A 23,847-nucleotide genomic window follows, 5' to 3' on the forward strand; every position below is an offset into this window, starting at 1 on the left:
CGTATGAAAAGCCACTATTTATTTTTACTTCTAATCAGTACCTTTACGTATGCCCAGCATTGGGAAAACGATTTTGAAAACGGCAAAAAAAATGCCGTGGCCGAAAACAAAAATATCGTACTCGTATTCTCCGGTTCCGACTGGTGTGCGCCTTGTATCAAACTCGACAAAGCCATTTGGAGTTCGGAAGAATTTAAAACCGAAGCGGATAAAAACTGGATTCTGGTAAAAGCCGATTTTCCAAAAAAGAAAACCAACACCTTATCGGAAAACCAACAAAACCAAAACAACAATCTGGCCGAACAATACAATAAGGAAGGTCATTTTCCGCTAGTGGTTGTATTGGACAAAAATGGAAAAGTTCTAGGCAAAACCGGATATAAAAACATCAGCCCTACGGCTTATATCGAATTATTACACACTTTAGAAAAGAAAATATGAAACGCTTTCTCCTGATCGCATTCCTGACAAGCAGTATCGTCCTTAACGCACAAGTAGCGCACAAAAGGGTGGTTAAACTAATGGGAAGCCGTTTTGACATCACGATAGTGGCAAAAGATATTCCAACAGCGAATGCTTATATCGACACCGCTGTGGCCGAAATCACCCGTATCGAAAACCTCATTTCGGAATGGATGCCACAAACACAGGTATCGGAAATCAACCGGAATGCCGGAATCCGTCCGGTTGTCGTAGATCAGGAACTTTTTGATCTGACGCAACGCGCGATCGGTTTTTCCAAACTAACCGACGGTGCTTTTGATATCAGTTTTGCAGCGGCCGATAAAATCTGGAAATACGACGGTAGTATGACCGTATTGCCTTCGCCGGAAGAGGTAAAAGAATCCGTAAAAAAGATTGGGTACCAAAACATCATCCTCGACAAAGAACACCGTACTATTTTCCTAAAATTACCGGGAATGAAAATCGGTTTCGGATCGATCGGGAAAGGCTATGCCGCCGATAAAACCAAGGAGCTTATGATGGAAAAAGGCGTCGTAGCCGGAATCATCAATGCATCCGGCGATATGAACACCTGGGGAAAACAACCGGATGGCAAAGAATGGACCATCGGGATTACCAATCCAAAAAACAAAGCACGCGTTTTTGCAGTTTTCCCACTAACCGACGGTGCGGTAGTTACCTCCGGTAGTTATGAAAAATATATTGAAATCGATAAAAAACGATATTCTCATATTATTGATCCCCGAACAGGCTATCCGGCCAGCGGCTTATCGAGTGTTACGGTTTTTGCCAAAAGCGCCGAAATGGCCAATGGTATCTCGACCTCCGTTATGGTACTGGGTCAGGAAGTTGGTATGAACCTCATCAACCAGATTCCACAGATTAGCGCGGTTATTGTAACCGACAGCGGCAAAATTTTCTACTCCAAAAACTTTGATCATAAAAAATTAAAAAAGACCAACTAAATGAAACCCGCATTACTCCTTTTAGGGTGTTTTCTTCTTTTTTCCTGTAACTCCGTAAAAGAATACGAAAAACAAAACATTAATGATCCCGATATGAAACTATCGGCACGATCGTCCGAACGCTACGAGACCAATTTTCAAATTTACCGCGAAGGTGCTTCGGGCGCCAATGGCGGAAAAACAGGGGGAGGCTGTGGCTGCAATTAAACCATGAAAAAAATACTTTTTTATACCGGTCTTTTCTGTTGCTCTATTGTAAATGCTCAGGAAGACGAAAACGCTACGTCCTATAAGAAACGGGTACTCGAATCAACCGAGATCGAATTTTTGGGAAGTTACTACCAACAGGATGGAAAACACTCGGCTGTTGGCGGTGGTGTTGGAACCGAAAAATTAAAAGATTACACCTCCAATATCGTATTGACCATCCCGTTGAATGACGACGATGTGTTAACCATCGATGCCGGTTTTTCAGCCTATACGTCGGCTTCGTCCAGTAACATCAACCCGTTTGTAACCGATGGATCGTATACCGTAACCACCACTAATAACAACAATACCGGGGCTTCCCGTGGTATGAATCCAACCGGTCTTTACAGTAAAGACGACGATTATACGACTACAACAACGACACCGGCTCCTTATGGAAGTCCGTGGATCGAATCGACCGGAGCTTCCCGTAAGGATGTTTTAAAAACACTATCGGCCAGTTATAGTCATAGTTCAGACAATCGAAATACAATCTGGAATATTAACAGTAGTGTTTCCAAAGAATACGACTACCAATCCTTTGGAGTTGGTGCCGGTGTTGCCAAATTGTTTAACGACAAAAACACCGAAATCAGCGTAAAAGCCAGTGCTTATTTTGACAAATGGGATGCGATTTATCCGACCGAACTACACGAATATGCCCTTTACGGATTGAACTTTCAAGGTTTCGGTTATTTCCAGGGTGTGACGATTTTGGACGAATACGGACAACAATCGACCAATTACCTACCAAAAGCCTTCCATGAGTTTTCCAATGAAAACCGGAATTCGTATTCCTTTTCGTTAGGATTATCGCAAGTATTGACCAAACGTTTACAAGTTTCCTTATTTATGGACGTCTTGTATCAGGAAGGCTTACTATCGACACCGTACCATCGTATTTATTTTGCCGACAAAGCCAACTACTATATTGGTCAGCCGCGTTATATTCCGATTTACGACAAACCCGGGAACATCGGTGTATTCCGTTTATCGGATGACGTAGAACGCCTACCGGGAACGCGCTTTAAAATTCCGGTTGGCGCGCGGATGAACTATTATATCAACGAACAATTTGTTGTGCGCAGTTATTACCGTTTTTATGCCGACGATTGGGGATTGTCTGCCCATACTGCCAGTATCGAAATTCCGTATCGTATTTCGGAACATTTTACCCTTTTGCCCATGTATCGTTTTTACACCCAAAAAGGTGTCCGCTATTTCGCACCCTTTGAAAAACATTATTCCTACGAGCGCTATTATACATCCGATTATGACCTTTCGTCCTTCGACAGTCATCAGTATGGTTTCGGATTGAGTTATACCGATCTGCTTACCAACACGCGTATTCTGCATTTCGGTCTGAAAAATATCGATTTGCGCTACCAACGTTACGAAAGAAGTGATGCTTTAAAAGCGGATATCATCAGCCTCGGAATCAAATTTGTCCAGTAAATAATTATTGATCAATAAACAATTATATTTTAATTTTTAACCTTAATCCATTATGAGTAAAAAACTATTTTTAATGCTAACCCTGGTCCTTACGATCGTATTCATTGGCTGTAATAAAGACGAGGATACCGTTATATTACAGAGCAACCCTGTAATCGGAACCTGGAAATTAGTAGAGGAATACAGCAACAACCAGCTGGTAACCTTAAACAACTGTAACCTACAGGAAACCTATATTTTCGGGGAACAACAATTTACCCATGAAATGTATTCGAACGGTGGTCGTTTTGACGATTCGACGTTTCAAAAAGGTGGTGATGACGACGATGACGATGATCACAGCGGAGGAAGCAACGATGACGACGACGATGATGACGATCACGGGCCGGTAAATCCAAACCCTGGAAACGGTGGCGGAACAACCGATGACGACGACGACGATGATCACGGTGGGAACGGTGGTACCGGAACGTGTGTATTATCGGAAACGGTAATCGGTTACTGGACAAACCCAGGTAACAACCTGTACAGCCTAACGAGTTCGAATGCGATCGATACCAAAAACATTATTTTCACCGACAATGGTAACAAGTTTTACTATGAAACTGCCGTAAACGTAAACGGTATTTCGGTGACTAAAAAATATGTGTTCAAAAGACAGTAATCCGGAATTTTTAGTGTCTCAACAAAAGGGGCCGTCTTAAATAAGACGGCCCCTTTTAATTTTTTATGTGATACGCTGATGCAATTGTTTAAAATAATCAAAGGCCTTAACCAGTCGGCTGCCATACCAGGAAAACATTTCTCCGTCTACAAAAACGGTTTTCGCATGATGGGTAAAACGTCCGATTTCGAAAGCGTGTTCGTCCTTAAACGGATACGGTTCCGACGAAAGGAATACCAAATCCGGATCGCCTTCCAATCGGATTTTTTTTAATTCCACTTCCGGGTAACGCCCTTTTGTATCATAAATATTTTTAAAGTGATTTAGCTTTAGCAATTCATTGATAAAATTGTCCGATCCCGCAGCCATATACGGATCCCGCCAGATAAAATAAGCCGCTTTCTTTTCGGGCTTATCGGCGATAAAACGTTTAAAATCCTCATAGGCATAACGCGTCTTATCGATCCATTTCTGCGCATCGGTACGTTTGTTAAACAACTGACCGAAATCGGCTATCATTTGTAGATTATCTTCTATCGTAATAATATTCGTCACCCATACCGGACAAATCTTAGACAATTCGGCTACAATCTCAGCCGTATTTTCTTCCTTATTTGCGATAATAATATCCGGAGCCAACAGGCGTATTTTTTCGTAATGCACCTTTTTTGTACCGCCAATGATTTTTTTGGTCGATTTAAGATGGTACGGATGAATACAAAACTTGGTTATCCCGACGAGTTGCTCCTCCAATCCCAAGTCAAAAAGTAATTCCGTTTGCGACGGTACCAACGAGACAATTCGTACCGGTGTTTGTTCGAACGTATGCAACGTTCCCATTTGATCTGTAAGCGATTTCATTTTACAAAAATACAAAAAGCCGTATCTTAGTAAGTAAAATCAGAACAGAATGAAACGGATTTTATACACCTTACTTGGAATTCTGGCTTGCCACACCCTTTTCGCTCAGAAATTACAGCCCGGCTTTGACAAATCGGAATACACCGAACTACTCTACGCCTATTCCCGTTGGAGCGATAGCACGCATTATAAAGGAATTCCCGAAAGCACCCGTTTTAAAAGAACCTACCGATCGGAAGAAATGGGATTGGTAAACCGTTGGGAATTGTATGAAGATCCGCATGGTATTAATGTGATCAGCATTCGCGGAACCACGCCGAGTGAAGTCAGCTGGCTGGCCAATTTTTATGCAGCGATGATTCCGGCCAAAGGAAAGCTGCAATTAAACGATTCTACGACATTCGAATACCATTTTGCCGACGATCCGCGGGCTGCTGTTCACGTGGGCTGGAGCGTTGCCAGTGCTTTTCTGATTCAGGATATTATTCCGATCATATGGCAACAGTATACAAAAGGCATCCGCGATTTTATCATTTTTGGACATAGTCAGGGTGGCGGAATCAGTTACCTCATCACAGCACAATTATTATACTATCAGAAAACCGGAATACTTCCGGCCGATATGTATTTTAAAACCTATTGCAGTGCCGCACCCAAACCGGGAAATCTGCCTTTTGCCTACGAATATGAGGCCTCGCGACAAACCGGCTGGTCACAAACAGTTGTCAATACAGCCGATTGGGTTCCGGAAGTTCCTGTATCGATTCAGACACTAACCGATTTTAACGTCACTAATCCGTTTAAAAATGCCAAAAGCATGATTCGGAAACAAAAGTTCCCAACCAACCTCGCGTTAAAACACATTTACAATCAACTGACGAAGCACAATAAAAAAGCGATGCGACGTTACCAGAAATACCTTGGCAAAGTCGCATCAAAATTTGTTGTAAAACAATTAGTCGGTTATAAAGCTCCGGACTATTTTGAATCCAATTATTATGTTCGAACCGGTACGACGACTGTTTTATATCCCGACAGTCTGTATTATACCCAATATCCGGATAGTGATACCAATGTATTTGTACACCATTCGATCCAATCGTATCTATATCTGACGGATAAATTAGCGGATTAACAAGAATTAGCGGTTGGCTAAAATACGTTGCATTTCCTGTTGGATTTTTAAGGCTTCGGCTCTTGCTTTTTCGGCAAAATCCATTCCTGAAGCTGCATAAATAATTCCGCGTGAGGAATTGATCAATAGACCGACATTCGTATTCATACCATAACAGCAAACTTCGGAAAGACTTCCGCCCTGCGCACCTACTCCCGGTACCAGTAAAAAGCTATCCGGAATAATTTTTCGTATTTCCGAAAAGTATTCCGCTTTGGTTGCACCTACCACATACATCAGGTTCTGACTATTTTTCCAGGTTTTGGAAGTCGCAATCACTTTTTTATACAATTCTTCTCCATTCACTTCCAGTGTCTGAAAATCGAAAGCCCCTTCATTGGATGTCAACGCCAACATGATGGTATGTTTGTTTTCGAAAGCCAGAAACGGTTCCACACTGTCTTTTCCCATATAGGGTGCCACGGTTACACTGTCGAAATCCAGATCTTCCAGAAAAGCCTTGGCATACATGGAAGACGTGTTTCCAATATCACCGCGTTTGGCATCGGCTATGGTAAAAATATCCGGGTATTTTTCGTTGATATAGCGGATCGTTTTTTCCAGTGACTTCCAGCCTTTGATTCCGTAGGCTTCATAAAAAGCCGTATTGGGTTTGTACGAAACGGCCAGATCGTGTGTGACGTCGATAATCCTTTTGTTAAACTCAAAAATCGGATCTTCGTATTGCAACAAATGCTCCGGTATTTTCGTCAAATCGACATCCAGACCTACGCAAAGAAAAGATTGCTTCTGATGAATCTGCTGAATTAAGTGTTGTGTTGTCAAGATGTTGTTTATTTAGTTGTGTTGTTGTTTAAAAAAAATGCCACACTAAGATTCCTTTTGTGTGACATTTGCTATTTTGGGTATTCTAATCATTAAAATACTTCGCTTTCTTTTAATTTTTCGGTATTGCTCACCAATTGTAATTCATCGATTACCTTCTGAATATTTCCGTTCATTACACCATCCAGATCGTAAAGAGTTAACCCGATTCTGTGATCCGTAACACGTCCCTGCGGATAATTATAGGTACGGATTTTTGCCGAACGGTCACCACTACTTACCTGTGAGTTACGTTTTTTAGCATCTTCTTCCTGTTTTTTAGCCAATTCCATTTCGTATAAACGAGAACGTAATACTGATAACGCTTTATCTTTATTTTTATGCTGTGATTTTTCGTCCTGACACTGTGCTACCAATCCGGTTGGAATGTGTGTCATACGCACCGCCGATTTGGTTGTATTTACCGACTGTCCTCCAGGTCCCGAAGAACAGAATAAATCGATACGTACATCGTTCATATCGATATGTACGTCAAATTCTTCGGCTTCCGGCAGTACCATAACGGTAGCTGCAGACGTGTGTACACGTCCCTGTGTTTCGGTTTGCGGAACACGTTGTACGCGGTGAACACCTGCTTCAAATTTCAAGGTTCCGTAAACGTCTTCTCCGGTAACTTCAAAAATAACCTCTTTAAAACCACCCGAAGTACCTTCGTTTAAGTCTACCACAGAAGTTCTCCAGCCTTTGTTTTCGCAGTATTTGGTATACATACGGAACAAATCTCCGGCAAAGATACTCGCTTCATCACCACCAGTACCGGCACGGATTTCCACCATTACATTTTTCGCATCTTCCGGATCTTTCGGGATCAGTAAAAATTTGATCTCTTCTTCCAGTTGCGGTAAACGCTCTTTGGCTTCTTCCAACTGCAATTTGGCCATATCGACCATTTCCGGATCCGATCCGTCGGCGATAATTTCGTTGGCCTCCTTGATATTTCCGTCAAGATTTACATACTCATCGCGTTTTTCAACCAATGCTTTTAAATCTTTGTATTCTTTATTCAATTGTACATAACGCTTCTGATCGGCAATAACATCCGGCTGGATAATTAAGTCCGAGATCTCATCAAAGCGTTGTTTTACTATCTGAAGTCTATCTAACATTTTGTATTTCCTTTGTTTGGAGTGCAAAATTACAAAAAAATACGTTTAGTTGTATCGATATACCGCCTTAGAATTTTCGCTAAATTTGATTTTCAAAACGGCTTCATATGGAAAATTTCGACTGGACCCGGTTTACACTCCGGATTGCAATAAATGCAACACTACCAAACCTTTACGATGCCTGGACCAAAGCTTCCGAACTGGAAAAATGGTTTCTGAGTCAGGCAGATAGTTTTGAGGCCGACGGCACCCTAATTCCGAAAAATCAGAATATAAAACAGGACTATCGTTATGAATGGAACTGGTATTTATATCCCGATCTTGAGATGGGTACTTTTACGCAAGCGAATGGCAAGAATTCCTTGCAATTTACCTTTGCCGGTCAATGTCTTGTGGATATTTCATTAATGGAACAGGACGATTTTGTAATCGTAACACTAACGCAGAAAAATATCCCTACCGATGATCATTCTAAAAAAAATATCCGATTGGGTTGCCACGGTGGCTGGTCGTTTTACCTTGTGAATCTGAAGTCAGTCTATGAAGGCGGATTGGATTTACGCAATAAAAACACCGACCTGAAACCGATGTTAAACAACTAAAAAAGGGTTATCGCAATGACAACCCTTTCCTAATATTTAAACAATACCGTTTAGTTTTTTAACGGAATCTGTTGTAAAATTTCCAATACGAATTTCCAGTATTTCTGAGCCGATGAAATCGAAGCTCTTTCATCCGGGCTATGCGCTCCTTTGATCGTAGGACCAAAAGAAATCATATCCATATCCGGATAATTGGTTCCTAAAATTCCACATTCCAATCCGGCGTGACAAGCCACTACATGTGGTTTATTTCCGTTTTGTTTTTCGTAGATTGATGTCAGCACATCCAAAATCGGTGAACTCACATTTGGTGTCCATCCCGGATACGAACCGGCAAAAACCACTTCACATCCAATTAATTCGAAAGCCGAACGCAATGCATTCGCTAAATCAAATTTTGAACTTTCAACCGAAGAACGCGTTAAACACTGCACGGTAATTTTTCCATCTTTAACGATAACACGGGCAATATTATTAGACGTTTCTACCAGATTGTCCATATCAGCACTCATACGGTAAACACCATTATGAGCGGTATACAAGGCACGAATCAATCCTTCCTGAACACCTAAATCCATAACCGTAGCCGGTACTACATCGGATTTTACGATTTCAATTGTCAGATTTGGCTCCGTCGTTTTAAACTCGGTTTTGATATCGTTAATCACTTCCTGCATATCGAAAACGAAAGCTTCATCATAAATCTGAGAGATGATCACTTTAGCAACACTTTCTCTTGGAATGGCGTTACGAAGACTTCCACCGTTGATTTCTGCGATTTGTAAACCGAAGTTTTCAAATCCATCAAACAACAAACGATTCATAATTTTATTGGCGTTACCCAAACCTTTGTCGATATCCATTCCGGAGTGGCCTCCGTTTAGTCCTTTAACCGTAATGGTATAGCCTACCGAACCTTCCGGTGTTTCTTCTTCGTTATACTCACGAACCGCGGTTACATCTACTCCACCGGCACATCCGATATCGATTTCATCATCTTCTTCTGTGTCCAGATTTAAAAGGATTTCACCATCCAATAATCCACCTTTTAATCCCATTGCTCCAGTCATTCCGGTTTCTTCATCAATAGTAAAAAGCGCTTCAATAGCCGGATGCGGGATATCGTTGCTTTCTAAAATCGCCATGATGGTAGCCACACCAAGTCCGTTATCCGCACCTAAAGTCGTACCTTTCGCACGAACCCAGTCACCATCGACATACATTTCAATTCCCTGTGTATCGAAATCGAAAACGGTATCATTATTTTTTTGGTGTACCATATCCAAATGCGACTGCATCACGATGGTTTTGCGGTTTTCCATTCCGGCAGTGGCCGGCTTTTTAATGATGACGTTACCCACCTCATCTTTCAGGGTTTCCAATCCTAGTTTGTTTCCGAAATCCATCATAAAAGCAATCACGCGTTCTTCTTTTTTAGAAGGCCGCGGAACAGCATTCAGGTCGGCAAATTTATTCCAAAGCTGTTTAGGCTCAAGGTTTCTTACTTCCTGGCTCATTATTTTACCTTTTGTAGTTATACTTCAAATTTTGAATCCCAAAGGTACAAAGATTTTCAGCCCGGGAAAATGATAATCCGGGGAATTTTAAATAAAGGAAAATGGGGATATTTTAAGACTAAATCGGCTGTTATTTTGCGATGGTAAGTATCGGTGGGGCGATATATTCTTCGAAAATCTGAATAGCTTTTTTTTCAGACACATCGCCAAACCAAAGGTTTTCCGGTTGTACGGCAATAACCGGTGCGCATTTACAATTATCGGTACAAAACGTTTTCACCAATGCCACTTCGTTTTTCAATCCGGCTTCTTTTACCAGCGTGCGAATTGCTTTTCGATTGTGTTTATTCTCCTTGCTGCATTTGCTACCATCACAGAAATAAATTGCTTTTTGAGGTGCGTCTAACTTTTTCATTACCAGAATAATTGAGGATGTTATTTTTATCTATTCTAATTAAATGCAAATATACAATAAGAAAATTAACAGGATCTTAAATTAACATTTTTTATATTTATAAAAATTTTGTCGATGAAGAAAAAGCTCGTATTACCTGTATTCCTTGTGGTTCAGTTTGTTATATTAAAGTTACTTTCGTTTTTCCCCGAGCTTGTCGAACGCTATTACAGCAATGGATTTTACCCTTTTTTATCCAAAATTTCACGTATTACTTTAGGTTGGATTCCGTTTTCCGTGGGTGATCTACTCTATGGAATCGTTATCCTTCTACTTCTAAAATGGTTGTGGAACAAACGGAAAACCTGGAAAATCGACTGGAAAATAAATTTACTAAGTCTTATCGGTTTTGTTTCTGTTTTTTATTTTCTGTTTAACCTGTTATGGGGTATCAATTACATCCGCGTACCCTTATATCAAAAACTGGCACTCAAACGCGATTATTCGACAGAAGAGCTGATTGCTTTTACCGAACGGGTAATTGTAAAAGTGAACGCCATCCATTCGCAAATCGAAAAAAACGACAGCCTGAAAGTGGTTGTTCCTTATACCCGTGATGTGATTTTTGAAAAAACACAAAATGGATATGATCATCTTTCAAAAGCCTTTCCGTTTTTTACTTATGAGCATCCATCCGTAAAAAAATCGCTGATCAGTACACCTTTAACCTATATGGGCTTTAGCGGTTATCTGAATCCGTTTACCAATGAAGCTCAGGTAAACGCTTTGATTCCGTTGCCAAATTTTGCCACAACCACCTGTCACGAAATGGCGCATCAGATTGGTTATGCTTCCGAAAGTGAGGCCAATTTTATCGGCTATATGGCTTCTATTTATAACGATGATCTTTATTTTCAATATTCCGGATATACGTATGCCTTACGGTATTGCCTTCACAATATCGAATTAAAACAGGAAGGTCGCAGTGAAGCCTTACTTCCTTTGATCCATCCGGGCGTTCTCGAAAATTTTAAAGATTCGGATACATTCTGGGACGAACATCAGAATATAATGGAACCGCTGTTTAAAGTCTTTTATGACAATTTTTTAAAACTAAACCAACAAAAAGACGGGATGGAAAGTTACAGCAAGTTTGTGGACCTGCTGATTCATTACTATCGCGACAGACCTTTATAGAAAAAGACGCCGGATTGGCGTCTTTTCATTTATAATTCATCGGGTATAAAACTCTGCGAACTTTTCTTTTTATAAGGTCGGATGATCAATCGTCCTTCCCGATCAAAACGGATATAATTATACACCCAGTTCATAAATACAACCGCTTTATTTTTAAATCCGATCAGCGAAAACAAGTGGACAAACATCCATACAAACCAGGCAAAAACGCCGTTAAAATGCCAACGTGGTAAATCGACCACCGCTTTATTCCGACCAATAGTAGCCATTGATCCTTTATCATTATAAACAAAAGGTTTCATTTTTTGCTTCTGAATTTTCCGAATAATATTCTGCGCCAATAACGCCCCTTGCTGTAACGCCGGCTGCGCCATCATAGGATGTCCCATCGGATAGGTATCGCTTACCATTGTAGCAATATCACCGATGGCAAAAATATTCTCATAACCCAAAACCTGGTTAAATTCATCCACTTTAATCCGTTCGTTTCCGGCTAATGCTTCGGGCTTTAAACCTTTAATCACCGCACCTTTTACTCCGGCCGTCCAGATTACAGTAGCCGAATCGAATGTCAGATCCGAATTGGTGGTTACCGTTTTACCGTCGTAATTGGTTACGCGAATGTTTTTCCAGATGCTAACGCCCAATCCGCTTAAAAATTCCTCTGCTTTCCGGGATGCTTTTGGTGACATTGCATCCAGAATTTTATCGGTTCCCTGAATCAGGTTGATTTCCATTTTCCGAACGTCCAAGTCCGGGTAATCTTTTGGCAGAATGGCTTTTTTCATTTCCGCCAATGCTCCGGCCAGTTCCACTCCTGTTGGTCCGCCACCTACAATTACAAAGTTCATCAGACTCAATCGTTCGTTGATATCGTTTGTAAGCAATGCCTGTTCGAAATTTTCAAGAATCAAACTACGGATATTGAGTGACTGCGGTATGGTTTTCATGGCCATACTGTTTTTTTCAATCTCCTTATTTCCAAAATAATTGGTTTTGGATCCGGTAGCAATTACCAGATAATCGTAGTATAAATCGCCAATATCGGCGGTGACTTTTCGGGTTTCGGTATCGATTTCCTTTACCTGTGCCAATCGGAAATAAAAATTATCATATTCCTGCACCACTTTTCGGATCGGATAGGCAATCGACCCGGCTTCGAGTCCACCGGTTGCCACCTGATACAACAACGGTTGAAACGTATGGTAATTGTGTTTGTCCAACAGGACCACCTGAACATTTTTATTACGCAATTTTTTGGCCAGCGCAATACCGGCAAAACCACCTCCAATAATAATGATACGTGGAAAACTCGATCGGGGAATGTTCATTTTCTCTTGTTAAATTTAGCTCTTAAAGTTACGAAGTAAAATTGGCTCACACGCTATTTTAAATAGGATTCTGCAAGCGAATTCCTTCTATTTTCAATGCCGTTATTTCAATCTCAAAAAAATAAAAAAAGCCTAACTTGTAACAATTTGTAGTATATCCACACTAATCGTTTATGAATTCGAACCTGGAACAGTCCTTTGTATCGCAATTAGAACAACATCAGAACATTATACACAAGATTTGTCGGCTGTATACTTCTGATGAAGATTCGCATAAAGACTTGTTTCAGGAAATCACAATTCAGCTTTGGAAAGCATTTCCTCAATTTCGCGGTGAGGCAAAATTTACCACCTGGGCCTACCGGGTTGCGTTGAATACGGCTATTACCTTATACCGAAAGAAAGTCAAAACGGTAAACACCATCGAATTTGACGGTAAAATACACAAATTCAATCACGAGGATTATAACTATGAAGAAGAAGAACAGATCAAGTTGTTGTATAAGGCCGTCCATCAGTTAAACGATATTGAAAAAGCCTTGGTTTTCATGTATCTGGAAGACAAGGATTATACCGAGATCGCCGATACACTGGGTATTAGTGAAGTAAACGCCCGTGTAAAGATGAACCGTATAAAAGGGAAACTAAAAAAAATTGTAAATCCATAACGGGAGCGATTGTCATGGAAGAGTTAGATTTATTAAAAAAAGACTGGAAGAAAAACGAGCATTCCTTTCCGAAAATTACGGAACAGGAAATTTATGCCATGCTGCATAAGAAGTCGTCTTCCATCGTAAAATGGATATTCATTATCAGTATACTGGAAATGATTGCCTGGAGCCTGATTAGTTTTTTTACGGCAGATGAAAATTACCTGAAAACACTGGAATCCTATCACATCAAGACGTTAGTCACCACTTTTACAGTGATCAACTATATTGTTATCTTTTCCTTTATATTCCTGTTTTACCGGAATTTTAAAAGTATCAATACAACCGATAGCGTGAAGTCGCTGATGAAAAACATTCTAAAAACACGAAAAACCGTTCAATATTATATTTGGTATAATCTGGTGATGATTGGTATTATTTTTATCACGATGATGGTGGCCACCTGTATTTATGACGAACGCTTTAACCGTATGTCCGGGCAATTCGAAGGTAATGATCAAGGTATGTTGTTCTGGATGATGATTTTGGGCTTTACGATTGTATTCTTCGGACTATTCGTAGGTGTCATCTGGTTGTTCTACCGACTTGTATACGGTTTCCTATTACGTCGACTGTATAAAAATTACGAAGAGTTAAAGAAAATCGACTTATAAAAAAAGAGGCTTACAAATTGTAAGCCTCTTTTTTATCTTAATAATCCCATTGTCGTTTTCGGTTTAATTCTTCCTGTGCTTCGATTTCTTCAGCCGGAATTACTTTTAGAAATGACGGGTGTTGTTCGATGGCAAATTCCACTTTTTCCACAATTTCGTCTATGGAATCATTTTCATAATCGATATCCAATGGTTCTTTAATAATAAACGATTGTAGTATTCCTTTTTTCTTTAATCGCAATCCTTTTTTGTCGAATGAACGACGAAATCCATCAATTACTATCGGTACGACTACCGGTTTATGTTGTTTGATGATATGTGCTGTTCCTTTTCGAACCGGTTTAAACGATTTGGTCGTTCCCTGCGGAAAGGTAATTACCCATCCGTCTTCGAGTGCAATCCGGATATTTTCGGTATCGTTTGGATTGACTTCCCGTTTTTCGGTTACGTCTTTTCCTTTCGACCGCCAGGTGCGTTCTACAGTAATAGCTCCTACATATGACAATATTCGCGGCAACAAACCGGATTGCATGGTTTCTTTGGCAGCGACATAATAGATATTCAATTTCGGTTCCCAAAGGTATCCGATGTTTTTGATATTGTCTTCGCGACCTTTTAAACTGGCGTTAAAAACGTGAAACATGGCCACGACATCGGCGAAATAGGTTTGATGATTTGAGATAAAAAGTACGTTTCTATCCGGTAAAGCCCTTATGATTTCCGATCCGTCGATTTGCAATTCATTAAAGCCGCGATACCGTCGGTGCGTAAGAGCACCAAAAACACGGATCAGCCATTTTTTCAAAAAGAGTATATGACCAAAAGGATTTCTTTTAAACAATCCCATTTTTTTACTGTTTAATTTCCAAAAAAGAACTGCAAATGTATAGAAAACAAATCGATTAGATTACATTCTTAACAGTTTCTTTGAGTTCGCTCATCATCATAGCTGTTGCGCCCCAAACGATATGATCTTCAATCTGAAAAGCCGGTACTTTAATATTGGTGGCATAGGATGTTGTCATGGTTACTTCTACGATAATTTCATCATTCAGAAAACGTTCCAACGGTAATTCGATAATCTGAGCCACTTCTTCCAGTTGGGGAATAAAATGAAGTTCCTGATGGGCAATTCCCATAAACGGTGAAACCAGAAAATTGCTCGGCGGAATATAGATTTCGCTAAAGGGTTTGATGACTTCAATTTTGCTGGGTGCGATTCCCACCTCTTCGTGTGTTTCCCGTAAAGCAGTGTGAATCAGGTTCCGATCTTCGGGTTCGACCTTTCCACCCGGAAAAGCAATCTGCGAAGAATGGATACCGGGATAGGAATTTCGGACGATTAGTACGAGATGCGGTACATTATTTTTCGGATAAAAGAGCATCATTACTGCGGCTCTTCTGGGATTTTTATCGACATAGCTGGCTTCCTTCAGGGTCGAAATACGCTCCAGGGGTGCCATTTTTATATGTGCATCCGACGCCAAAAGCTTTTCTTTTTCTATTTTTGGAATATATTTTAAAAAATCCTGAAAGTCCATCGTTTTTGTGTGTTTTCTTTTAAAACCTAACTATAAAGTTACCTCAAAAAAAATTTATGGCAAATTTTTATTAAAACAAATATTCAAAGAAAAAATGTTCAGCAAAGAAGAAGCGCAAAAGATAAAAAAAGAATTCTGGACCGAATTTGCGGAAGCGTATCCCCGGAAATGGCTCTTGTACGATACCAAAATCAAAGACTTTTCCTTTAAGTTTTATGTCGATAATAAAAAGGCACAGGTCACACTGGATATTGAAAGCAAAGACGATGAAAAGCGAAAAATCTATTATGAAAAAATAGAATCGTTACGTACGATTTTACATGAGGAATTTTTACCGGAAGCCGTTTTGGAACGCAATTTTTATCTGGAAACGGGAAAAGCGATCAGTAAAGTTTGGGTCGAAAAAACCGGAATCAGTTTGTTTAATCGCTCCAGCTGGCCGGAAATTTTTGATTTTTTTAATGATAATATGGATGCTTTCGAACGTTTCTTTTATGAATATGAAGATTATATCCGCGATCTGGAAATCAACACCTAAAAATAAAGCTACCTATTCGGTAGCTTTATTTTTTTCGGCAATCCATTTTGCCATATAATGCGTACTCTGCATCGTATGGTGTTGGAGCATTGCTCCTATAAAATTGGCATCTCGGTGTGCTTTTAAATTGGCTTTCAGATGCGCTATCCGTTGTTGTAACACTTCCAAATGTGGTTTGGCCGTATACCGTCCACTTCTGATCCGGTAACCGTTTTGTTGTTTTTGATACCATAGTTCCGAATCGGAATACAATTCGGCTGCTTTTGCAATAAAAGTCGCATTATCGTCGGCGATAAAACCATTCCAGTCCCCGTTATCCTGCATCGATTCGGCGCCAACTGTAGTGGTTACCGTTGGTGTTCCGTATACCATTGCTTCGAGTAGCTTCCCTTTTATTCCGGCTCCGAAACGGATCGGTGCGAGTAAAACCCGGGCATTTTCTATTACTTCCCTTGCATCGGATGCTCTTCCCATCACATAAAAACGGTCTTTCGGATTGTGGAGATCTGTTACTTTTTGCGTTGCGTAGGCGCCATAAATTCGTAACGTAGCTTCCGGCAATCGTTCTTTTAATTCCGGCCAGATTTCATTTTTAAGTCCCCAGGCACAATTCCAGTTGGGTTCGTGAAAAAAGTTTCCGATAAAAACAAAATCCCTTCGCTCCGGGAATGAAAGCGACGTAGCTTCCATCGGTTCGACCAATAATGGCAGATAGTGTAAAATGGGGGCATCGACCTTAAACTGGTTTTGCAATAGGTCCATTTCAAATTCTGAAATCATCAGGGTTAAATCCGATCGAAAAATACTGGCAATTTCCCGTTTCGCGATTTCGGACGACTGTAGTATTTCCCGGTAATCAGTTTGCTTTTTATAAGCCTGACGCCTTGCTTCGCGCAGACAATGCAGATCTTCGGTATCGAGTAACCGAATCGCATCCGGACAGTATTTTGTGACACGCCAACCAAATTGCTCTTCCATCATAAAACGATCAAACAACACCATAGTCGGTTGTAACACTTTTATATAGTCATCGAAACTGGAACAATTCAATTGGATATTTTGGGTTTCCACGCCTATGCCCTGTAGGTCAACAGCAAATTCACTATGCGCCGCCGGACTGGCGAAGACAATTTTATAACCTTCGGATTGAAAAAAACGGATCAGTTGCAGCATTCTGCTTCCGGCCGCCGACGAACCCGGTTCCGGCCATACATAACCAATGATGAGTAGTAACGGCATTTTGAATCGATAATAAAAACAAATATACTACTTGTCGCTACGCATTTCGGACTTTCATCGTAAAATTGTATTTTTACGGCTAAACTTTATACGATGTTAGGCTTAAAATTAAAAACAGACCCGAGATGGGTAACGATTGTAGAATCGAACATCCAGGAAATTCTGACCGATCATGCCTGGTGTGAGCAAAAAGCGGCTACCAATGCCATATCGATTATCACTATTAATTCTGAAAAAGTAGACCTGGTAACCGAAATGCTTAAAATTGCCCGGGAAGAACTGGAACATTTCGAGATGGTTCACGAGATCATCAAAGAGCGCGGACTGGAATTGGGTCGGGAGCGGAAAGACGATTATGTAAACGAACTGGCCAAATTTATGATCAAAGGTGGTAGCCGAAATCAGGCTTTAGTGGATCGTTTGTTATTTTCGGCCATGATTGAAGCCCGAAGCTGTGAACGTTTTAAAGTTTTATCACAGAATATACAGGACGAAAAACTGGCTACTTTTTACAGAGATTTAATGATCAGTGAAGCCGGGCATTATACTACCTTTTTAGGATTTGCCCGAAAATATACCGAAAAGACCGATGTAGACAAACGTTGGCAGGAATGGATTGAGTATGAAACATCTATCATTACCAACTACGGAAAACAGGAAACCATACACGGTTAATAAAAAAATCCCCTTCTGATTGATTCAGAAGGGGATTTTTAGTAAACAAAACAATTAAAAAATTAGTAGCGGAGCAATGAATCCGACACTAAGACGTCCCGTATTGTAATCGGTTTGACCTAACTGTTCCTGTGCATACGAAGAATAGTTATAATAACGGCCTACATAGGATACGAAGAATCGTAAATTAAGATTTTTAAACGGTAAATACTGAACCGAGGGTATAAACCCATAGCTGGCCCGGATATGATTAATACCACTATCGGTATCAATCATATTTTTAGCATATGCATTACTGTGCATTAAGGTCAGCGACAGGTTCACTTTTGGTGCAATCAGGTATTCTGCACGAAGCCAGTTTTCCAGATACGAAACATTTTGCTGGATACTCACTTCTTCACCCGGGATCATATTGGTGATAATCCCTTTACGGTCGATTCCTTCGTTACTATATTTAAAATCATACATCAATGTCAGCTTTTTATCCTGGTATTTATGCCCTAAGGAATAGAAATTCATTCCTTTTTTGGTTGTTTCTTTAAAAAAGCTGTAGCTATAAATCGTTTCGAATTTACCTCCGAAAAAGCGTCCTCTCCAATTGGTAATAAAAGCCATCGGGAATTTTGCTTTTTCCAGATTTACCGGAACTCGATCCTGGTAAACATCTTCAAAATCGGAAACCCTGGAATTTAGCACCTGTAAGCCAAAAGAATGGTTTTGAAATACCTGATAGGTAATTCCGGCACCGGTTAGGAAGTTATCCGCATATTCGAGAATATCATTGTATTCGAGGATGTCGATCGGATTCAGGTCGAATTCATATCCTCCCCAATCGGCACTCATTTTCCCCAGATTCAAACGTGTTTTAGGAGACAATGTGATCCCGATATACGCCATATCGGTCGAGCGACTTAAATTATCGCGGGAACCCGGATCGGTGGTTTTGGTATAACGATCCCGGAACCGGAAATACACTTTATCGTGTATTTTCCCTTTAATTTCAAGACGCATCTGATTATTCCCAAATGCCGATTCCTGAAATTTTCCGTCCCGAAAAAAGTTATCATTGGCAAATTGCATGTTAAAAATGATATCTACATTTTTGAGTAAATCCAATCGTTCCTTAGGAATAATGGGTTTTGACAGGGTATCTTTAGTCAGTTGATGGTCTTGTCCCAACATTATGGCCTGAGCAAAGAGAAACAGTATTAAAAGAACATATTTTTTCATGGCATGTATATTAAATTATCTATAAAAAGGCACCTATCAGGAACCCCGCTGCGATGGCAACAACCACGGCGACGAGTCCCGGCACCATAAAACTGTGGTTGACCACAAATTTTCCGATTTTGGTACTACCGGTTCTATCAAAATTGATAGCGGCCAACAGTGTCGGATAACCCGGCAAGACAAAATCAGCATTTACAGCCGGGAAAATCGCGATCAGTGCATGATGTGGTACACCCAATGCCATCCCTAATGGCATCATGGTTTTTGTTGTAGCCGCCTGACTAAACATCAAGGCACCTAAAGCAAATACGGCAATGGCAAACGTCCACGGATGAGCTGTAACAATTTCTTCCATAAATCCTTTAATGACCACCTGATTGTGCGCCATAAAAGTAGCACTCATCCAAACCACCCCGAATACAGAAACTACTGCGGTAGCCATAGCGCTAAACAAACTGACTTTGGTTACATCGACAGCACTGGTTTTGGTTAGTAGCATCATTAATGCCGAGGCTGTTAACGTGACAATACTGATCACCGCCACCATTTTCAATTCACCATTGGCAGTTAAAACCAGAGAAGCTTCTCCGGCTCCAAATTGCGGTAACAACTGCGGACAAGCACCGGCCAGAACGATTAACAGTACGGCAATTGCAAAAATAACCACCGCCGTTTTGGCACCTTTTTTAAGTTGTTTGGGTTTATTTCCCGGTTCCGAATCCAAATTTTTAGCAAACTCCGGATCCTTCATTTTTTCAATAAAAATGGGATCCTCTTCCAGCTCTTTCCCTTTTTTAAGTACGGCGAAACAGGAAAATAAGATTCCGATAAGACATGCCGGGATACAAATTTTCATGATATCGATTAATGCTCCGGGATAAGCGAGTATTCCTGCTCCGGCAAAGGCTGCTGTTGCGGCACTCATCGGACTTCCGGTTATGGCAAGGTGCGACGCAATTACCGACACACTTAACGGTCGTTCCGGTCGGATTCTTTTTTTTGCGGCTACTTCCGAAATAATCGGTAATAAGGAATATAATAAATGTGCGGTACCCGCAAAAAGGCAAAAGAAATATACCGTAAAAGGTGCGATAAAAACGATATTGGAAGGATTGCTTCGAATGACCTTTTCGGCTAGCTGAACTAAATAATCCAGTCCGCCGCAAGCCTGTAATGTTGCGGCTGTCGAAACGATCGCCATGATGACAAGCATCACATCGATTGGAGGATCACCTGGGCGCATTTGAAACAGAAAAACAAAAATCATTAGTCCGACCATTCCCATAACACCAAGACCAATCCCTTTCATCTGGGAACCAATCAGGATCATGGCTATTAAAATTATAAACTGTATCAATAACATAGGCGTACTATTTACGTTTATAAAAATTCTACAGCAGATAAAGGGTTAAACAAATCTTTCCCTTTATCCTATACTGTAAAAGAACTTTATTAATATTTGAAAAAAAGATCCTGGATGGTCTGCTGATCATTTGTTTGCGTTAGCGCCAGCATCAGTAAGACACGCGCTTTTTGCGGGTTCAGATCATCAGCTACTACAAAACCCAATGCTTTGTCATCGACTTCATTAAATAGCGTCACCCTTCCGGCACCGGCACGGGCAGCACGACAAACGACAACTCCTTTTTTGGCAGCATCGGCCAGTGCTTTACCAACCGGAGCATTAAAATTACCATTTCCCATTCCGGCATATACAATACCTTTGACTCCTTCTTCAACAGAAGCGTTAATGGCTCCTGGACTGGCATCGGCATATCCGTAGATAATTTCTACCTGAGGTAGTTTTTTCAGTCCTTTGATATTGAATTTCTGAGCCGGTGAACGAAGCGACTTATAGTAATAACTCACTTTACCGTCGTAAATCAGTCCAATCGGTCCAAAATTTCGGGATTTAAAAGTAGCGGTACTTGTAGTAACGGTTTTGGTCACATCGCGAGCAGCATAAACCTCTTCATTCATTGCAGTAACGACTCCAATTCCCTGACTATCCGGTGCTGCAGCAACTGTTACGGCATCAAATAAATTCCGGTTTCCATCCTGACTCATCGCCGTAGTCGGACGCATCGCTCCAACCAATACCACCGGTTTGTCGGATTTAACCGTTAACGATAAGAAATAGGCAGTTTCTTCCTGCGTATCCGTACCATGTGTTACCACCACACCGTCAGCTTCGTTATTATCGAAGATTGCATTAATACGATTGCTTAATTTTAACCAGGTATCGACATTCATATCCTGGCTTCCAATTTGAGCAATCTGTTCTCCTTTAATACGCGCCAATTCATGAATCTGTGGTACTGCATTTAGTAGATTATCCACCGGAATCTGTCCGGGCGTATAGGCTGCTTTTGAGGAAGATTCTCCTGATCCTGCAATCGTCCCACCTGTGGCGAGAATAATGACACGTGGTAAATTCGCATCTTTGTTTTTTGTAGTTTTAGATTGTGCCTGTATTTGAAAAACAATCAATACGGCAAACAAAACACTTATTATTTTTTTCATATCAAATACGTTTAATTAAGATATTATCAATTTCGGATGTATTAAATTGTCCATTGCATATATCTCATTCCATTTTTCCTGAGAGATCAGTTTTCTTTCGAGTACTACGATCTCATGGATATTTTTACCCGATAGTAAGGCTTCGCCTGCAATGCTGGCACAGGTTTCATACCCCAGAATAGGATTTAACTGTGTCACGATACCAATACTATTCATTACTAATTTAGCACAATGTTCTTTATTAGCTGTAATTCCAGTTACACATTTATCAACTAAAGTATTAATACTATTACCAAGATACTCCAAAGAAGTAAATAGTGCAAAACCGATAACCGGCTCCATTACATTGAGTTGCAGCTGACCCGCTTCGGCAGCCATAGTAACGGTTACATCCTGACCGATCACATAAAAACAGGTTTGATTGACCACTTCCGGGATAACCGGATTCACTTTACCCGGCATAATGGAAGATCCCGGTTGACAAGGAGGCAGATTTATTTCGTTTAATCCGGTACGCGGTCCGGAACTCAACAATCGCAAGTCATTACAAATTTTGGACACCTTAACTGCAGTTCTTTTTAGGGTTCCCATTGCCAGAACAAAAGCACCGGTATCACTTGTCGCTTCTATTAAATCGGGCGATAGCAATAATGGAAGGCGGGTTTCTTTGGCCAGATATCGAACACATAATTCCGGATAATCTTCCGGAGCGTTAACTTTTGTACCAATAGCTGTTGCGCCCATATTTACCTCCAAAAGAAGGCTTTGTACTTCCCGTAATCGTTGAATATCTTCACCAATAGTTGTCGCAAAACCATGAAACTCCTGACCTAAAGTCATCGGAACGGCGTCCTGTAGTTGTGTTCGTCCCATTTTTAACACCTCTTCGAATTCCCTTCCTTTTAGAGCAAATGCATCTTCAAGACGTTTCAGTATTGTACAAAAAGTGTTTAATTTGTAATAAAGTGCCAACCGAACAGCCGTGGGATAGGCGTCATTTGTAGATTGTGAACAATTCACATGATTGTTTGGATGCACATATTGATAAGCACCTTTTTCATGCCCTAAATATTCCAGGGCAATATTGGCTATGACTTCATTGGCATTCATATTGACAGAAGTTCCGGCACCACCCTGAATCAGATCGCTAACAAACTGATCGTCGAACTTACCATCGATTACCTGATCACAGGCAAAACAAATGGCATCTGCTATTTTCGGATCCAAAACCCCACAATCTCTATTGGCTAAAGCCGCTGCTTTTTTTACCTGACCTAATGATTTGATCAATCCCTTTTCATTCATAAGGGTAATGCCTGTAATATTAAAATTTTTTTTCGCTCGGAAAGTCTGAATTCCATAATACATTTCATTTGGAATATCCAATTCTCCCAAAAAATCGTGTTCATTTCTTGTGTTTTTCATACAACTAAAGTTTTAAATTATTGAGGCTTATAATTCTTCGGTTCCTTTCCGAAGGCATTTATTTTTGAGTAGCACAAATTTAATGTGATAAAAAAACTAAAAATATGATAAAAAACATATTTTTATAACATTATTCAATAGCACAGTTATTATATTATCAATAATATAGAAGTCAAAAACACAAAAAGTGTGGCATTAGAAGTTTTCCTGATGTTATAAAATATAAAAACCGGAACTTTTCCGGTTTTTTTATGTTTTGTTTGGAACACCTGCTACACCTGACAGGTTTTGTAAACCTGTCAGGTGTGACATCTATGGTCAGGAAAAAAACAAAACCCCGGATTCCCGGGGTTTGTAGTGCTTTATTGGATATGATTTATTTGATATTGCTATAAAACAAAAAACCCTATCCGTTTGGATAGGGTTTTCAAAAGAAAGGCGGCGGATCGAGCAAAGCGACACGCCATACCTATAACAAAAAAAATCCCCATCAATAATGATGGGGATTCAAAAGAAAGGCGGCGAC

Annotated in this window: 25 protein-coding genes; 12 read left to right on the forward strand and 13 right to left on the reverse strand. The window is 40.4% G+C overall.

Annotated features, from left to right (window positions below):
- Positions 1-3: 3 nt before the first annotated feature.
- The 5 genes from E6C50_RS17020 to E6C50_RS17040 are packed head-to-tail and all read left to right on the forward strand — an operon-like array spanning position 4 to position 3,798.
- A complete protein-coding gene (locus E6C50_RS17020) occupies positions 4-441 on the forward strand; it encodes a thioredoxin family protein (RefSeq protein ID WP_136404449.1) in 438 nt (145 codons plus the stop codon).
- Positions 438-1,430: an FAD:protein FMN transferase gene (locus E6C50_RS17025; protein WP_136404450.1), complete on the forward strand. Its 993-nt coding sequence runs from the start codon at positions 438-440 to the stop codon at positions 1,428-1,430. The genes E6C50_RS17020 and E6C50_RS17025 overlap by 4 nt, the downstream gene beginning before the upstream one ends.
- Complete coding sequence (locus E6C50_RS17030) at positions 1,431-1,637, forward strand: DUF4266 domain-containing protein (RefSeq protein ID WP_136404451.1); 207 nt, start codon at positions 1,431-1,433, stop codon at positions 1,635-1,637.
- A gap of 3 nt (positions 1,638-1,640) precedes the next feature.
- Positions 1,641-3,134, forward strand: coding sequence for a DUF3570 domain-containing protein (locus tag E6C50_RS17035; protein WP_136404452.1), 1,494 nt, complete (start codon positions 1,641-1,643; stop codon positions 3,132-3,134).
- A 52-nt stretch (positions 3,135-3,186) separates the two neighbouring features.
- Complete coding sequence (locus tag E6C50_RS17040) at positions 3,187-3,798, forward strand: lipocalin family protein (RefSeq protein ID WP_136404453.1); 612 nt, start codon at positions 3,187-3,189, stop codon at positions 3,796-3,798.
- 63 nt (positions 3,799-3,861) lie between these two features.
- Here the strand turns inward: E6C50_RS17040 and E6C50_RS17045 are convergent, their stop codons facing one another.
- Complete coding sequence (locus E6C50_RS17045; protein WP_136404454.1) at positions 3,862-4,659, reverse strand: ABC transporter substrate-binding protein; 798 nt, start codon at positions 4,657-4,659, stop codon at positions 3,862-3,864.
- Between the two features lie 49 nt (positions 4,660-4,708).
- Here E6C50_RS17045 and E6C50_RS17050 point away from each other — a divergent pair, with 49 nt between their 5' ends.
- Positions 4,709-5,794, forward strand: a complete 1,086-nt coding sequence (locus E6C50_RS17050; protein ID WP_136404455.1) for a lipase family protein — start codon at positions 4,709-4,711, stop codon at positions 5,792-5,794.
- Positions 5,795-5,800: 6 nt separating this feature from the next.
- Here E6C50_RS17050 and pyrF read toward each other — a convergent pair whose 3' ends face one another.
- Positions 5,801-6,619: an orotidine-5'-phosphate decarboxylase gene (gene pyrF, locus E6C50_RS17055; RefSeq protein ID WP_136404456.1), complete on the reverse strand. Its 819-nt coding sequence runs from the start codon at positions 6,617-6,619 to the stop codon at positions 5,801-5,803.
- A 92-nt stretch (positions 6,620-6,711) separates the two neighbouring features.
- On the reverse strand, positions 6,712-7,785 hold the full coding sequence (gene prfA / locus E6C50_RS17060; protein WP_136404457.1) for a peptide chain release factor 1: 1,074 nt from the start codon (positions 7,783-7,785) through the stop codon (positions 6,712-6,714).
- A 107-nt stretch (positions 7,786-7,892) separates the two neighbouring features.
- Between prfA and E6C50_RS17065 the strand changes: the two genes are divergently transcribed.
- Positions 7,893-8,387: an SRPBCC family protein gene (locus E6C50_RS17065; RefSeq protein WP_136404458.1), complete on the forward strand. Its 495-nt coding sequence runs from the start codon at positions 7,893-7,895 to the stop codon at positions 8,385-8,387.
- Between the two features lie 50 nt (positions 8,388-8,437).
- Here E6C50_RS17065 and E6C50_RS17070 read toward each other — a convergent pair whose 3' ends face one another.
- Both E6C50_RS17070 and E6C50_RS17075 read right to left on the reverse strand, forming a co-directional pair.
- Positions 8,438-9,904, reverse strand: coding sequence for an aminoacyl-histidine dipeptidase (locus E6C50_RS17070; RefSeq protein WP_136404459.1), 1,467 nt, complete (start codon positions 9,902-9,904; stop codon positions 8,438-8,440).
- Positions 9,905-10,034: 130 nt separating this feature from the next.
- On the reverse strand, positions 10,035-10,319 hold the full coding sequence (locus E6C50_RS17075; RefSeq protein ID WP_136404460.1) for a (2Fe-2S) ferredoxin domain-containing protein: 285 nt from the start codon (positions 10,317-10,319) through the stop codon (positions 10,035-10,037).
- Positions 10,320-10,433: 114 nt separating this feature from the next.
- On the opposite strand from E6C50_RS17075, the gene E6C50_RS17080 reads away from it, so the two are divergent.
- Positions 10,434-11,495, forward strand: coding sequence for a DUF3810 domain-containing protein (locus E6C50_RS17080; RefSeq protein WP_136404461.1), 1,062 nt, complete (start codon positions 10,434-10,436; stop codon positions 11,493-11,495).
- A 29-nt stretch (positions 11,496-11,524) separates the two neighbouring features.
- Here E6C50_RS17080 and E6C50_RS17085 read toward each other — a convergent pair whose 3' ends face one another.
- Positions 11,525-12,826 carry an NAD(P)/FAD-dependent oxidoreductase gene (locus E6C50_RS17085; RefSeq protein ID WP_136404462.1) on the reverse strand — a complete coding sequence of 434 codons (1,302 nt, stop codon included), beginning with the start codon at positions 12,824-12,826 and terminating at the stop codon, positions 11,525-11,527.
- 173 nt (positions 12,827-12,999) lie between these two features.
- Between E6C50_RS17085 and E6C50_RS17090 the strand changes: the two genes are divergently transcribed.
- Together E6C50_RS17090 and E6C50_RS17095 are read left to right on the forward strand one after the other, a co-directional pair.
- Positions 13,000-13,494, forward strand: coding sequence for an RNA polymerase sigma factor (locus E6C50_RS17090; RefSeq protein WP_136404463.1), 495 nt, complete (start codon positions 13,000-13,002; stop codon positions 13,492-13,494).
- A 14-nt stretch (positions 13,495-13,508) separates the two neighbouring features.
- A complete protein-coding gene (locus tag E6C50_RS17095) occupies positions 13,509-14,150 on the forward strand; it encodes a hypothetical protein (RefSeq protein ID WP_136404464.1) in 642 nt (213 codons plus the stop codon).
- A 37-nt stretch (positions 14,151-14,187) separates the two neighbouring features.
- Here the strand turns inward: E6C50_RS17095 and E6C50_RS17100 are convergent, their stop codons facing one another.
- The gene (locus E6C50_RS17100; RefSeq protein ID WP_136404465.1) at positions 14,188-14,997 is read right to left on the reverse strand and encodes a lysophospholipid acyltransferase family protein; all 810 of its coding nucleotides are present in this window, start codon (positions 14,995-14,997) and stop codon (positions 14,188-14,190) included.
- A 55-nt stretch (positions 14,998-15,052) separates the two neighbouring features.
- Entirely contained in the window at positions 15,053-15,691 is a 639-nt protein-coding gene (locus E6C50_RS17105) for an NUDIX hydrolase (RefSeq protein ID WP_136404466.1), read from the reverse strand.
- A 94-nt stretch (positions 15,692-15,785) separates the two neighbouring features.
- On the opposite strand from E6C50_RS17105, the gene E6C50_RS17110 reads away from it, so the two are divergent.
- Positions 15,786-16,229, forward strand: a complete 444-nt coding sequence (locus E6C50_RS17110) for a DUF4268 domain-containing protein (protein ID WP_136404467.1) — start codon at positions 15,786-15,788, stop codon at positions 16,227-16,229.
- Positions 16,230-16,241: 12 nt separating this feature from the next.
- Here E6C50_RS17110 and E6C50_RS17115 read toward each other — a convergent pair whose 3' ends face one another.
- The gene (locus E6C50_RS17115; RefSeq protein ID WP_136404468.1) at positions 16,242-17,468 is read right to left on the reverse strand and encodes a glycosyltransferase; all 1,227 of its coding nucleotides are present in this window, start codon (positions 17,466-17,468) and stop codon (positions 16,242-16,244) included.
- A 93-nt stretch (positions 17,469-17,561) separates the two neighbouring features.
- Between E6C50_RS17115 and miaE the strand changes: the two genes are divergently transcribed.
- Positions 17,562-18,143 (forward strand): tRNA-(ms[2]io[6]A)-hydroxylase, encoded by a 582-nt coding sequence (miaE, locus tag E6C50_RS17120; protein ID WP_136404469.1) that lies wholly within the window; start codon positions 17,562-17,564, stop codon positions 18,141-18,143.
- 54 nt (positions 18,144-18,197) lie between these two features.
- On the opposite strand, the gene E6C50_RS17125 is transcribed toward miaE, so the two are convergent.
- From E6C50_RS17125 to aspA, 4 genes are all read right to left on the reverse strand, one after another.
- A complete protein-coding gene (locus tag E6C50_RS17125; protein WP_136404470.1) occupies positions 18,198-19,373 on the reverse strand; it encodes a porin in 1,176 nt (391 codons plus the stop codon).
- 19 nt (positions 19,374-19,392) lie between these two features.
- Positions 19,393-20,736, reverse strand: a complete 1,344-nt coding sequence (locus E6C50_RS17130; RefSeq protein ID WP_136404471.1) for an anaerobic C4-dicarboxylate transporter family protein — start codon at positions 20,734-20,736, stop codon at positions 19,393-19,395.
- A gap of 89 nt (positions 20,737-20,825) precedes the next feature.
- Positions 20,826-21,896: a type II asparaginase gene (locus tag E6C50_RS17135; RefSeq protein ID WP_136404472.1), complete on the reverse strand. Its 1,071-nt coding sequence runs from the start codon at positions 21,894-21,896 to the stop codon at positions 20,826-20,828.
- A 15-nt stretch (positions 21,897-21,911) separates the two neighbouring features.
- Positions 21,912-23,321 (reverse strand): aspartate ammonia-lyase, encoded by a 1,410-nt coding sequence (gene aspA, locus E6C50_RS17140; RefSeq protein ID WP_136404473.1) that lies wholly within the window; start codon positions 23,319-23,321, stop codon positions 21,912-21,914.
- Positions 23,322-23,847: the final 526 nt, after the last annotated feature.

Origin of the sequence: Flavobacterium supellecticarium (assembly GCF_004801375.1) — a bacterium.
Classification (GTDB): domain Bacteria; phylum Bacteroidota; class Bacteroidia; order Flavobacteriales; family Flavobacteriaceae; genus Flavobacterium; species Flavobacterium supellecticarium.